Below are 12,090 nucleotides of genomic sequence, written 5' to 3'. Positions count from 1 at the left end.
TGGACAATTTCCCGATGGTGCAGCCGTTCATCTGCATGTACAGCGATTCGCGAAATGGCGGTCAGTAAGGATAGCCTTACCTCCGTGAACCTCACCCTCTCTCCTCGCACTGCCGCAGCAGCAGTGCTCCTCAGTGCTCTCGCGATGGCCGGCCTCACCGCGTGCAGCACCGCCGCAGCGCCATCCGCTACTTCCCCGTCAACGCGCTCGGTCACGACGCAGCTCGGGGACGTGTCCGTACCCACATCGATTAAGTCCGTCGTTGTCATCGAGGGTCGCCGGGACCTCGACATCGTCTTGTCCCTCGGGCTTCCCCTGGTTGGCTATCCCTACGAGGAAGCCGGCTCGCTCGATCTACCCTCGCCGATGGCAACGGAGTTGACAGCGGCGAAGGCCAAGGGCGCCAAGGAACTGTTCCTTGCAGACGAGATCAATGTCGAGGCGATTGCGGAAGCCGCACCCACGCTCATCGTGAGCCGCGTCGATGACGTAGAACCGATCATCGACCAGCTGACACCCATCGCGCCGGTGATCGCCATCGGAGAGCAAGATGTCAGTTCCTGGCAGGACGACCTGCGACTGGTCGCGTCGGCCACGGGCACAGAGGCAAAGGCAGACACGCTGATTGCGGCGTACGACGCTCGCGTCAAGGAGCTCTCCACCACCTACGCAACTGTGCTCAAGGAGCACACCTTCGCACCTGTCAGCATTGACGATGAAGGGTCGCAGACTCGTCCGAATCGTCTCCTGTCATCCGTGTTGCGTGACCTCGGGGCAACCCCTTCCGCGGCCTTTGCCACGTCGATCAAGACGACCGAAGGCGCCAAGTTCGGACCGGAGCAGTTGTTGAGTGCCTTCTCAGACGCTGACGGTCTGATCGCTCTGGTCAATGAGCCGGCGGTGTGGACGGCGGTGCAGGCGAACCCGCTGTACAAGCAGTTGCCAGCGGTGGAGAACGGACATGTGGTCCGATCCGACAAGCAGACCCACGAGGGCGCTGCTCTCACCGCGATGCACTGCCTCGACGTCATTGAATCGTTACTGAAGACGTTCTAACCCGGTGATCGCTCTTCCCACCGATCGACGCACGAGCCCGCCGACCCGACAGCACGCTCCCACGGCGTTGCTCTACGGCGGCGGGCTCGTTGCCGTACTCGCCGTCGTCGCGGCCAGTCTGTTGGTCGGCTCCCGGGCGCTTGACCCGGCAACGGTGTGGCAGGCGCTGTGGAGCGCGGGCAACGCCGAGGCCCACGCCATCGTCGTGGGCCAGAGGCTGCCCCGCACGCTTCTGGGCCTTGTCGGAGGCGGCGCACTCGCCCTGGCCGGCGCAATGATTCAGGGACATACCCGCAACCCTCTCGCGGATCCGGGGCTTCTGGGGGTGACGGCAGGATCATCCCTGGCCGTGGTGACCGCAATCGCCGTCTTCGGCCTGACGACCCCTGCTGGCTACCTGTGGTTCGCGTTTGCGGGTGCGGCCGCGGGCACGGCCATCGTCACGGCGATCGCGACCGCGGCGGGACGCCGACGCGATGCTTCACCCGCATCGCTCGTACTCGCCGGCGCAGCCGTCTCAGCGTTTCTCAGCGCCGCAACAGGCGTCGTACTGTTGCTCGATTCGTCGGCACTAGATCTGTATCGGTTCTGGACCGTGGGCTCGCTGGCAGGTGGCCGCAGCCTTTCGGTGCTGACACCCGTGCTTCCCTTCGTGGTCGCGGGTGCGGTGGTGGCCCTTGCCCAGTCGCGAGTGCTGGATGTCCTGGCACTGGGCGACGATGTCGCCCGCTCACTCGGGCGCCGGATGGTGCCAACGCGCATCGCCGGACTCGCCGCAGTTACACTTCTCGTCGGCTCTGCCACTTCTCTCGTGGGCTCCCTCGGCTTTATCGGGCTGATCGCACCTCACGCGGTTCGCTGGTTCACCGGCAGCGGCTACCGACTCCTGCTTCCGATGTCGCTCATCTCCGGAGCGGTCGTTACCGTCTTCGCGGACATCATCGGGCGGCTGGTTGTGATGCCGGCCGAGTTGCCGGTCGGCGTCGTGCTCGGCGTTGTCGGAGGGCCCGCCTTTCTCGTCATCATTGCGCGGATGAGGAGGTCCCGTTCGTGATCGCCCCCGCTGTGACATCCGCTCGCTTAGGCTCGCGCCGCACCGCCGTTCGTCTCGGGCCCGTGTCATTCCGATGGCGCCCACGCACCTTCGCCGTCCTGATCGTCGCGACGGTCGTCGCCGTCGTTCTGGCGGTCACCTCGCTCGGCGTCGGAGACTTTTCGATGGGATTCTTGCGTGTCATTGAGGTGCTGGGTGGTGGCGGCACCAGCACCGAACACCTCATCATCTACAACCTGCGCCTTCCCCGTATTGCGCTTGCCATCCTGGTTGGGGCATCGCTGGCCATTTCGGGTGCACTCGTGCAGACCACCGCGCGAAACAGCCTCGCGAGCCCCGACCTTCTCGGCGTGACGTCGGGGGCCGGCGCAGGCGCAGTAGCCGTTATCGTGCTGGGCGGTGCCGGCACCACCGCCTCGGGGATACTTGCCCTTGTCGGCACATCCACCGCCGCGCTCATCGGAGGATTCGTCGCTGCCGGGCTCGTGGCGGCCCTCCTCCGGCTGTCCGGGGGCGGCGGCCTCCGGCCCCTCCTCATCGGCATTGGTGTGTCGGCGTTCTTCGGTGGACTCACGAGCTGGATGCTCGTGCAGGCAAAAATCGATGACGCGGCCAAGGCCAATGCGTGGCTCACCGGCTCGCTGGGCGGTCGCGGATGGACCGATGTGGCGACCGTCGGCGTTACCCTGGTGGCCTCGATCATCGTGCTCGTCCCCTTGTCGGCTCGATTGCCCACGATTGAACTTGGTTACGACCTGGCGCGCTCGCTCGGGGTGCGCGTGCCCGCGGCTACAACGGGACTGCTTGCCATCGCGGTGGTGCTGGCGGCCATCGCGTCATCCGTCGTCGGACCGATCGGATTTATCGCTCTCGTCGCCCCGCACCTTGCGCGGCTCGCCTGCGCCGCCCCACGCCCGCCCCTTGCAGCATCAGCGCTCATCGGCACCGTGCTCCTGCTGGGCAGTGATTTCGTCGCCCGCACCGCGTTTGCCCCCATTTTGCTTCCCACCGGGGCCATCACGTCGCTCGTGGGGGCTCCGTTTCTGGTCTGGCTGCTCGTGCGGTCGAGAAAGGATGGCCTTCGGTGACATCCGCTTTCCACATCGACAATGTCGCGATCCGTTTTGGCGATCGCGCCGCTGTCGACGGCGTCTCGGTAGAGATTCCCCGCGGCGCGGTCACGGCAATTGTGGGTCCAAACGGCTGCGGCAAGTCAACGCTGCTGCGCGCCATGGCGCGACTGCAACAACCCGATGACGGCAGCATCCAGCTTGAGCAGAGCGACGTTTACGGAATGCGCGGCAAGCAGTTCGCCACCCGTGTTGCGCTTCTGCCGCAGGCCCCGGTCGCCCCCGACAACCTCACCGTGGTTGACCTGGTCACCCGCGGCCGGGATCCGTACCGGCGATGGTACGACCAGTGGTCCGCCGCCGACGAACGCATCGTCGAGGAGGCCCTCCGGCGCACGGAGATGACCGAGTTCGCCGATCGTCCCCTTGAGTCGCTATCGGGCGGACAGCGACAGCGGGCGTGGATCGCCCTCACCTTCGCCCAAAACACCGACGTGCTCTTGCTGGACGAGCCCACCACCTACCTCGACATCGCACACCAACTCGAGGTGCTCGACACGGTGCGCGACATGCATCGCGAGCGCGGCGTGACCGTGGTGATGGTGCTGCACGATCTGAGTCTCGCGGCACGCTATGCCGACAATCTGATCGCCATGCGAGACGGACAGATCATCGCGGCTGGAACAGTGCACGAGGTCATCACCCCCGCCGTACTGCGGAGCGTCTTCGGCGTCGAGTGCTCGGTGATCAATGACGACGTGAGCGGTCGCCCGATCGTTATTCCCCGGTCAATCTCGCGCGGGTAGACGCCGCGCCGCACTCCACACCAGGACCTCGCGTGTCGGCAGCGCTGTGGCACGACAGACTGGATTCATGAATGCGTGGATGCACCGTGCAGCGACCCTCGACGATTACACCGACATCCGCCGCATCGAGGTAGCGGCAGGCGAGCTTTTCCGCACGGTCGGCATGGACAGTGTCGCCGACGATCCGCCCATCGCCCGGCCCGAGTTCACCACCTTCGTCAACGAACACCGGGCTTTCGTGGCGACCGACGAAGGTGACTCCGTCCTCGCCTATCTTCTGGTCGAGGCCGTGGATGACGGCGCCCACGTTGAGCAGATCACGGTGGACCCGGCGTTTGCCCACCACGGCATCGGAGCATCTCTGCTGCGCAACGCGGAGTCGTGGGCACGGCACGAGGGGCTCGGCGCGCTCACTCTCACGACCTTCCGGGACATCCGCTGGAATGCTCCGTACTATGCGCGACTGGGTTTCGCTGTCGTCCCACCCGACGAGTGGGGCGCCGGGATTCGTGCCCGGGTAGATCGCGAGGCCGCAGCGGGACACGCCCGGTGGCCCCGCGTTTTCATGCGGCGCGCTCTGCACTAGCTGCGCCAACGCACCAGCGCCAACTCACCACACCGCCGCCCGGACCGAGGTCCGGACGGCGGTGCGTGGAGCGATGGAACTAGGCGGCGGGTGCCACCGCGTCCCACAGCTGGCAGTTGTGCTCAGCGTCGAGAGTCGCGTGCGAGACGACCTGGGCGCTGGGAGCCACGAACTGCAGCAGCTTGCCCTGAGGGGTGTACTTCGGCCAGACCGGCGCGTACCTCACGTTCGGCGAACCGTCCTCGGCGAAGCTCGACCAGTAGCTGATCATCTGGTTGGACAGTGCCACCTGGTCCGTGCTGAACGGAAGGGCGGTGCCGAGGTAGTCCCCGAGGTAGCCGAGGTCATTCACGTGCGTGGCGCCGAACGGGTAGTCCGTGTTCAGACGCCAGATCGACGTGAAGGGCGGGCCATTCTTCTCCGCGAACTCGTAGGAGTACGTGCGGGTGTTGTTCGCCATGCGGTCGCGGAGCGTCTGGGTGGAGCACGCCGACTGATCGCTGAGAATGTCACCCCAGGCGACCGACGGAGACCAGTAGCTCGCCGCCGGGTACGCCGCCGCTACCTGCGCCGCAGCCGCCGGGTACGTCGTACTGATGAGTTCACTCAGACGTTGCGTGGTGATCGGGTTGCCGAGGTAGTCGTTGGATCCGAAGACGCTCTGCTGCGCCTCATCCGACACCGCACCCACGATAACGGGCACCTTGGTGAGCGTGCCAGCCTTCAGTAGGTCGAGTGGATTGGACGGCAGCACGCGGTTGCCGGCTACAGGTCCACTCTGGCGGACCGCGGTCTGGGCGGCGAGCACCTCGGCGGGCGTCTTACCGCGCAGGCACGAGACCTGCGTGGCAACATCGGCACAGCCGATCTGGGTGGCGAAGCGGAGGCCTGACGCCCGCGCCGCGTCGGCGGTTCTGGCGGAGCATCCGCCACTCTGCATGATCGCGTGGTCGATGATCCCCTTGGCTCCGGGCGACGCGAGCTGGGCACAGGTGTTGCTGGCGCCCGCGGACTGCCCGGCCAGTGTGATGTTGTTCTTGTCACCACCGAACGCGCGGATATTTTTCTGCACCCACTTCAGCGCCGCCTGCTGGTCGAGGAGACCGAAGTTGCCCGTAGCGCCGTCGTTGCGGTTGGACTGCTCGAGAGAGGCGGTGTCGAGCCATCCCATCGCGCCCAGCCGGTAGTTGATCGTGACGTACACGACGTCACTGCGCGTCACGAACTTGTCGGGGTTGGTGTCCTTGCCCGCGCCGCCGGTGTTGCCACCGCCGTGGTTCCAGACGAACACGGGAAGGTTCTTGGCCTTGACGTTGCTCGGCCGGTAGACGTTGAGGTACAGGCAGTCCTCGTTGAGGGTGGGCTGGTCATAACCGGGGTCCCATCCGGTGCCTTGCGTGCAGGAGCCGCCGAACTTCGTGGCATCCAGCACGCCGCGCCACTTGGCCGCCTCAACCGGCGCCTTCCAGCGCAGGTTTCCCACGGGCGGCGCCGCGAACGGGATGCCCTTGAACGACGTGACCATGGAGTCGGCCTCGCCGCGCACCTTGCCCTTGTCGGTCGACACCACTGGGTACTTGCCCGGGTAGCTCGACGCGGAGTGCTGGGACGAAGATCCCCCAGCGATTGCGGCCGCGGCGGGCATCATTGCCACAACCGCTACCGCTGCTGCCGTGGTCATCGTTGCCCACAGCATTTTCTTTCGTTCTCGTATCACCGAATACCTCCGATATCGGCGGAACGGTGACCGACAAACGAGTCGGCACCGTTGCCGCTCCATGACGTGAAACTCTTCGATTCAGTGACGAAACGTCACCGATCGTGACCGTAACACGCGTAACCCGAACGGGGGTAGACCTAGCAGTCGCACGCTTTCGGTGCGACACGCGCGCGGCTCACGCACCGCCGTCACGCTTTGTTGACGAGGTCCTGCAGGAATGCGGGAAGCCGACCGGCGCCGAAGTCGAAATAGCGCGCCCAGCTGGGAACGATCGTGATCCGCACCATCTGCTCGTACGTTCCCGCGACCGCGCGCTCGAAGACGTACAGCTCCGCTTCGCTGAGCACCTTGGCCGACGCGGCGATGTATTCCCGCGGGATCCCATCGACACGCTCCAGGCTCGCAGTTCCGCGCAGGAGTAGGGCGCGGGCGTCGCTCGGAGTGTTGCCAACGTCGATGGTGACGGCAACCTCCGGCCGTTCCACCAAAGCGCGCACCTTGGGTGAGGTGACCGCCGTACAGACCACGATCGCGTCGCCGTTCCAGAAAAAGCCGATCGGGATGACCCGGGGAAAGCCGTCACTTCCGTTGTACGCCAGCCGTGACATGGGCGCGGTTTCCAGGAGGCTGAGTGCTCCCTCGTTGCGCAGCTCTGCGGTGACCTCGTCGTCGAGCACGGTGGCCTTCTTCCTCGGTGGATCGTTACCGATTACAGCAATACTCCGTACGCGCACGGAATCACAGGCATCGTCGCGTATTTGTTGAGTTCGAACGTCAGCGACGCCCGCGCGAATACGCCTTCGCGGCCCCGCCGTCAAGAGTTTCTCTGCCCCTAGCCCACGCCTGCGGCGCGGCGCATGATGTGGATAGTGGACGTCGACGAGGAGGTTGACCATGGCAGTCGTATCGCTGCGCGAGATTGTCGACAGGGCATTCGACGCGAGATACGGGGTGCCGGCCATCAACATCGTCAACGACCTCACCCTCGAGGCCGTGCTGACCGGAGCGGTCGAGGCGAACTCCCCCGTGATCGTGCAAACCTCCGTCAAGACCGTGAAGTCCATCGGGGCAGACGTCCTGTTCGCCATGTGGACGGCGATGACGCGCGACATCGACGTTCCGGTCACCCTGCATCTGGATCATTGTCCGGAGAGGGCGGTGATCAGCGAGTGCCTCGCGATCGGGTGGAACTCGGTGCTCTTTGATGCGTCGACGCTCCCCGTCGAAGAGAACCAACGTCAGACCATCGAGGTGGTCGCGGAGGCCAGGCGTTATGGAGCGCACGTCGAGGGGGAAATCGAAGCCATCAAAGGAGTCGAGGACGGCATTGGCGTGGACACCGAGACCCGTCGGCAGAGCCTGGAGACCGCGCTCGGGTTCATCCGCTCCACAGGCGTCGATGTTTTCGCCCCGTCCATCGGCAATGCCCATGGCGTGTACTCGTCCACTCCTGACCTCGACTTCCAGCGCGTCACCGACCTCGTCGAGGCAAGCGGCACTCCGATCGCCCTGCACGGCGGCAGCGGAATGACCGACGCACAGTTCGCCGACCTCATCGCCCGCGGCTGCGCCAAGGTCAACATTTCGACAGCCCTGAAGGTGGAGTTCATGACATCGAGCCTCGCCTTCCTCAAGAATGCCGAAGCAACCGACAAGTGGGACCCGCCGTCATTATTTGCCGATGTGCGTTCCCACATCATCGGGCTCACCACCGGCCTGGCCACGACGTTCGGCAGCGCCGGCAAGGCATGGTGACGATGCCGGCCCTGATCTTCGATTGCGACGGCGTGCTCGCCGACACCGAGCGGTACGGTCACCTCCCCGCCTTCAACGCCACCTTCGCCGAGTTTGGACTTCCCGTTCACTGGAGCGACGCGGAGTACGCGGTCAAGGTCCTCATCGGCGGAGGCAAGGAGCGCATGGCGAGCCTGCTCACTCCCGAGTTCATTGCCGCCAACCACCTGCCGACGGATGATGATGCGCAACGGCAGCTGCTCGCCGCCTGGCACAAACGAAAGACGGAGATCTACACGGGCCTGGTCGACTCCGGTGCGCTACCGGCGCGGCCGGGAATCGCGCGTCTCACGTCGCAGGCAATCGCGGCCGGCTGGACGCTGGCGGTCGCCTCGACGTCGGCGGAACCATCAGTGCGTGCGGTGTTGGAACACGCAGTGGGGGCGGATGCCTCGCGCTTCGCTGTCTTCGCCGGTGACATCGTTCCCCGCAAGAAGCCGGCGCCCGACATCTACCTCCTCGCCCTCCGCGAGCTAAACCTCGACCCCGACGAGGCAGCGGTCGTTGAGGACAGCGGAAACGGTGCGGCGGCCGCGCTCGCGGCGGGACTGCGCACCCTCGTTACCACCAGCAGCTACACAGCCGACGAGGATTTTACTGGCGCATCGCTGGTGGTCTCCTCGCTGGGCGATGAGGCCGATCCGGCACGGGTGGTGTCGGACCCCTTGAGCATCAATCCCGGCCGGGAGATCACGCTCGCCACCGTCGAACAGATTCTTCAAACTCCGCGTCCCCGCCTCCCAGAGGAGAAGCAATGACATCCCTCACCGACACCGAATTCATCGTGCACACGATCGCGCAGACGGTCGTCGACAACGAGAAGTACTTCGGCGATCTCGACTCCGTGGTGGGCGACGGCGACTTCGGGTTTTCCCTGGCCCGGGGGTTTGAAATAGTGCTCCACGACTGGGACGAGTTCGACCGCTCGACCGTCGCAACCTTCCTTCAGAAGGTTGGCGTGACCATCACGAGCCGGATCGGAGGAACCTCCGGACCCATTTGGGGCACGGCCTTCCTTCGAGCCGCAGCGATCGCGAAGGCGCGCGGCGACGATCTCGGCGGCGCGGATCTGGTGGCAATGCTTCGATCGGCGATCGAAGGAATCATGGCTCGCGGCAACGCTTCTCTGGGAGACAAGACACTTCTCGACGCACTGGCGCCCATGACTGATGCGATCGAAGTGGGAGTCACCAACGGTGACGACGGCGCGTCGATTGTTGCCGCCGCTGCCAGCTCTGCCCGCACCGCCGCAGAGGCGACCTCCACGCTCATCGCCAAGCGCGGGCGCGCCTCCTACACCGGCGAGCGCAGCATCGGGTCTCCGGATGCGGGCGCCATCGCCGTCGCGGTCCTCGCCGAAGCGCTCGCGGCGCAGTGGCCGTCGAAGAACAACTCCAACTAGTCACCATCGATCAGCAGAGGAATCTCCCATGAAGAAGTTCGTCAACGACCCGCAGCAATTTGTGCCGGAGATGCTGAAGGGTCTCGCGCTCGCAAACCCCGACACCCTCCGCTACGTGCCGGAATACAACCTCATCATGAGATCGAGCGGGCCCCGCGACGACAAGGTGTCGATCATCCAGGGCTCCGGCTCCGGACACGAGCCCGCCCACGTGATGGCAGTGGGTCCCGGAATGCTGGATGCCGCCTGCCCCGGCGACGTCTTTGCTGCCCCACCCATGGACTACGTCTACGAGACGACCAAGCTCTTGAACTCAGAAAAGGGTGTTCTGCTGTTGGTCAATAACTACACGGGTGACCGCATGGCGTTTGACATGGCGCAAGAGATGAGCCTCGCGGACGGAGTCAACGTCAAGACCCTGTTCATCGACGACGACGTTGCGGTGAAGGACTCCACCTGGACCGTGGGCCGCCGCGGAGTCGCTGGAAACTTCTTTGTCATCAAGGCGGTGGGCGCCGCATCGGAGGCAGGCGCCGACCTGGACGAGCTGATGCGTATTGGAGAGAAAGTGGTGTCTGTCACGCGGTCCATGGGCCTCGCACTCACGGCTTGCACTCCCCCGGCCAAGGGGTCTCCCCTGTTTGAACTTGGGGACGACGAGATCGAGATCGGCGTGGGAATCCACGGCGAGCCGGGACGACGGCGCGCGAAGATCGTTCCCGCCAACGAGCTCGTCGACATCTTGCTCGAGCCCATCGTGGCCGACCTGCCGTATGCCAGCGGAGACCGGGTCGCACTCATGGTCAACGGCCTCGGTGGCACACCCATCAGCGAGCTCTATCTGGTCTACGGAATCGCCCACGAAAAACTGGCCGCACAGGGCATCACGGTCGCCCGCAGCTACGTTGGCGAATATTGCACCTCGCTCGACATGGCGGGAGCATCGATCACCCTGGTCAAGCTCGACGACGAGATTGAAGAACTGCTCGCGGCACCCGCAGAAATCGGGACCCGCATCTTCTGACGCGGAGACCGCGGAACCGAGGCAACCAGCGCGTCGCTATGGCGCCGGCGCAAACGGCCCGGCGGGTGCGAACGCGAACGCGGCAAAGCGCTCCCCGATTAGCCGGTGGGCGTCCGGCCCCGGATGAAGATCGTCGGGGAGCGGAAATACGGTCGCGTCATCCTCTCCGAACAACTCGGTGCCGTCGAGGTAGTAGAGATTGGGGTCAGCGGCGCGGCGCGTGGCCAGCGACGCCAGCTCTCGCCGGATGACGCTGAGAGTCAGTCGACCTTGCGACTCGTCGCCCGGCGTTCCCGTCGCGATGAACCTGACCTGCCCGCTGCCGAACGAGGCCGGGTCAAAGGTGCCGGGCCCAGACGTGTGCTCGTGAATGCCGCAGAAGATCGGTGAGACAAGCACGAGAGGCGTCTCCGGATGACGTTCACGTATCGTGTCGATGAAGCCATGCACTGCGGGAACGAATGCGCGGACCCGCATCGCATCGGCGTTCACCACATTGATGCCGAGCTTCACGCTGATCAGGTCCGCCGGGGTGTCGCGCATGACCCGCGCCATGAATGGGTCGACCATCGCGCTACCGCCGAAGCCGAGGTTCAGCAGCTCCACCTCGCCGAGCCGCGCGGATATCGCCGGCCAGATCTCGCTGGGTGCCGCCGCGTTCGAACCGTGGCTGATCGAGCTGCCGTGGTGCATCCACACCCGTTTCGTCTCGGTCACGGGCCTGAGCGGGGCGTTGGAACGCAGTTCGATGAGCTCGAGGGTCTCGTTGTGGGGCAGCCACACTTCGACGCGCTTCTCCCTCGAAGCAAGACCGTCGAGGATCGTGGTGTGCGACGGACCAGCAAGCGGCTCCGTCGAGCCCGCCTGCAGGTCGACAACGATCTCGTCGCCACCGGTCAGCTCATCGCTGACCTGTCGCTCGCCATCAATGCGGACGTCGATGCGGCCCCGTGGTCGAACGACTCCGCGATACTCGGCACGGGATGAGTGCACCTCCAGCTCAATGTGCGTGGCAGCCGTGTTGAACATGACGCGCACGCCGGAGGGCTGTGCCTCGACGGAGAGCAACTGCGGGTCGGGGAACTGTTCACGAACCCAGGTGGGCAGTCGGTGCGGACGTACTCCCCTGCCGGTCTCCTCGAGTTCGGCGATGCCGCGAACGAACTGCGACGCGATAGGCGTGATGATCATCGGTGCACCTCTGGGGTCGTGGTGGGCCAGGCCCGCAGAGCTGCATCGAGTACGTCGATGGCCCGGGTCCAGGAGAGTTCGGTGTCGGGGTCGCGATGGCCGAACGAACCCGCGGCCTCAAGCGTGACGAACCCGTTCAGGGTGGCACCGAGGAGTCGGGTCGCGTGTACGAGCTCTCTTTCGGGAAGGTCGTACTGGCGCAACACCGCGAGCATGAGTTCGGCTACCCGCATCGCGGACTCGGATTTCACGGTGGTTGGATGGGCGGGTCGCTGGAGGGCGGTCCACCGGCCAGGCAGCTCCCGGGCGAACCGGCGATGCGCCTCGAACAGCCCCGCGACGGCGTCTCGACCCGACCGGCCCGCGACCGCAGCAGAGACGCGGTCG

General features: G+C 65.3%; 13 protein-coding genes. 9 read left to right on the top strand and 4 right to left on the bottom strand.

Going from position 1 to position 12,090, the window contains the following annotated elements; translation table 11 throughout:
- The first annotated feature begins 84 nt into the window (after positions 1-84).
- The 5 genes from HB677_RS13755 to HB677_RS13735 all read left to right on the top strand — a co-directional run bounded on the left by HB677_RS13755 (position 85) and on the right by HB677_RS13735 (position 4,572).
- The gene (locus tag HB677_RS13755; protein WP_307852600.1) at positions 85-1,056 is read left to right on the top strand and encodes an ABC transporter substrate-binding protein; all 972 of its coding nucleotides are present in this window, start codon (positions 85-87) and stop codon (positions 1,054-1,056) included.
- A 4-nt stretch (positions 1,057-1,060) separates the two neighbouring features.
- A complete protein-coding gene (locus HB677_RS13750) occupies positions 1,061-2,110 on the top strand; it encodes an iron ABC transporter permease (protein WP_307852599.1) in 1,050 nt (349 codons plus the stop codon).
- Positions 2,107-3,198 carry an iron ABC transporter permease gene (locus tag HB677_RS13745; RefSeq protein WP_307852598.1) on the top strand — a complete coding sequence of 364 codons (1,092 nt, stop codon included), beginning with the start codon at positions 2,107-2,109 and terminating at the stop codon, positions 3,196-3,198. The genes HB677_RS13750 and HB677_RS13745 overlap by 4 nt, the downstream gene beginning before the upstream one ends.
- Positions 3,195-3,986 carry an ABC transporter ATP-binding protein gene (locus HB677_RS13740; RefSeq protein WP_213816299.1) on the top strand — a complete coding sequence of 264 codons (792 nt, stop codon included), beginning with the start codon at positions 3,195-3,197 and terminating at the stop codon, positions 3,984-3,986. Before HB677_RS13745 ends, HB677_RS13740 begins: the two co-directional genes overlap by 4 nt.
- A gap of 67 nt (positions 3,987-4,053) precedes the next feature.
- On the top strand, positions 4,054-4,572 hold the full coding sequence (locus tag HB677_RS13735) for a GNAT family N-acetyltransferase (protein ID WP_255546621.1): 519 nt from the start codon (positions 4,054-4,056) through the stop codon (positions 4,570-4,572).
- Positions 4,573-4,651: 79 nt separating this feature from the next.
- Here the strand turns inward: HB677_RS13735 and HB677_RS13730 are convergent, their stop codons facing one another.
- Positions 4,652-6,268, bottom strand: coding sequence for a carboxylesterase/lipase family protein (locus tag HB677_RS13730; protein WP_213816298.1), 1,617 nt, complete (start codon positions 6,266-6,268; stop codon positions 4,652-4,654).
- Between the two features lie 212 nt (positions 6,269-6,480).
- Positions 6,481-6,969, bottom strand: a complete 489-nt coding sequence (locus HB677_RS13725) for a pyridoxamine 5'-phosphate oxidase family protein (RefSeq protein WP_213816297.1) — start codon at positions 6,967-6,969, stop codon at positions 6,481-6,483.
- A 217-nt stretch (positions 6,970-7,186) separates the two neighbouring features.
- Here HB677_RS13725 and HB677_RS13720 point away from each other — a divergent pair, with 217 nt between their 5' ends.
- From HB677_RS13720 to dhaK, 4 genes are read left to right on the top strand one after another with little or no spacing between them, the layout of a single operon-like run.
- Entirely contained in the window at positions 7,187-8,047 is an 861-nt protein-coding gene (locus tag HB677_RS13720; protein ID WP_213816296.1) for a class II fructose-bisphosphate aldolase, read from the top strand.
- A 2-nt stretch (positions 8,048-8,049) separates the two neighbouring features.
- The gene (locus tag HB677_RS13715; protein ID WP_213816295.1) at positions 8,050-8,844 is read left to right on the top strand and encodes an HAD-IA family hydrolase; all 795 of its coding nucleotides are present in this window, start codon (positions 8,050-8,052) and stop codon (positions 8,842-8,844) included.
- Entirely contained in the window at positions 8,841-9,488 is a 648-nt protein-coding gene (gene dhaL / locus HB677_RS13710) for a dihydroxyacetone kinase subunit DhaL (RefSeq protein WP_213816294.1), read from the top strand. Before HB677_RS13715 ends, dhaL begins: the two co-directional genes overlap by 4 nt.
- A 28-nt stretch (positions 9,489-9,516) precedes the next feature.
- Positions 9,517-10,512, top strand: coding sequence for a dihydroxyacetone kinase subunit DhaK (gene dhaK / locus HB677_RS13705; RefSeq protein WP_213816293.1), 996 nt, complete (start codon positions 9,517-9,519; stop codon positions 10,510-10,512).
- A 36-nt stretch (positions 10,513-10,548) separates the two neighbouring features.
- Here the strand turns inward: dhaK and HB677_RS13700 are convergent, their stop codons facing one another.
- Both HB677_RS13700 and HB677_RS13695 read right to left on the bottom strand, forming a co-directional pair.
- Positions 10,549-11,703: a GDSL-type esterase/lipase family protein gene (locus HB677_RS13700; RefSeq protein WP_213816292.1), complete on the bottom strand. Its 1,155-nt coding sequence runs from the start codon at positions 11,701-11,703 to the stop codon at positions 10,549-10,551.
- A partial coding sequence (locus HB677_RS13695; protein WP_213816291.1) for a TetR-like C-terminal domain-containing protein occupies positions 11,700-12,090 on the bottom strand: 391 nt, incomplete at its 5' end. The genes HB677_RS13695 and HB677_RS13700, both read right to left, overlap by 4 nt.

Origin of the sequence: Glaciihabitans sp. dw_435 (assembly GCF_018449675.1) — a bacterium.
Taxonomy (GTDB): domain Bacteria; phylum Actinomycetota; class Actinomycetes; order Actinomycetales; family Microbacteriaceae; genus Glaciihabitans.
The sequence above is the reverse complement of the archived record's forward strand: the minus strand, read 5'-3'. Positions and strand labels throughout refer to the sequence as shown.

Coding starts and splice junctions, on each gene's coding strand:
- HB677_RS13730 (WP_213816298.1), bottom strand. CDS start 6,268: ATGCTGTGGGCAACGATGACCACGGCAGCAGCGGTAGCGGTTGTGGCA.
- dhaK (WP_213816293.1), top strand. CDS start 9,517: ATGAAGAAGTTCGTCAACGACCCGCAGCAATTTGTGCCGGAGATGCTG.
- HB677_RS13715 (WP_213816295.1), top strand. CDS start 8,050: ATGCCGGCCCTGATCTTCGATTGCGACGGCGTGCTCGCCGACACCGAG.
- HB677_RS13700 (WP_213816292.1), bottom strand. CDS start 11,703: ATGATCATCACGCCTATCGCGTCGCAGTTCGTTCGCGGCATCGCCGAA.
- dhaL (WP_213816294.1), top strand. CDS start 8,841: ATGACATCCCTCACCGACACCGAATTCATCGTGCACACGATCGCGCAG.
- HB677_RS13720 (WP_213816296.1), top strand. CDS start 7,187: ATGGCAGTCGTATCGCTGCGCGAGATTGTCGACAGGGCATTCGACGCG.
- HB677_RS13735 (WP_255546621.1), top strand. CDS start 4,054: ATGAATGCGTGGATGCACCGTGCAGCGACCCTCGACGATTACACCGAC.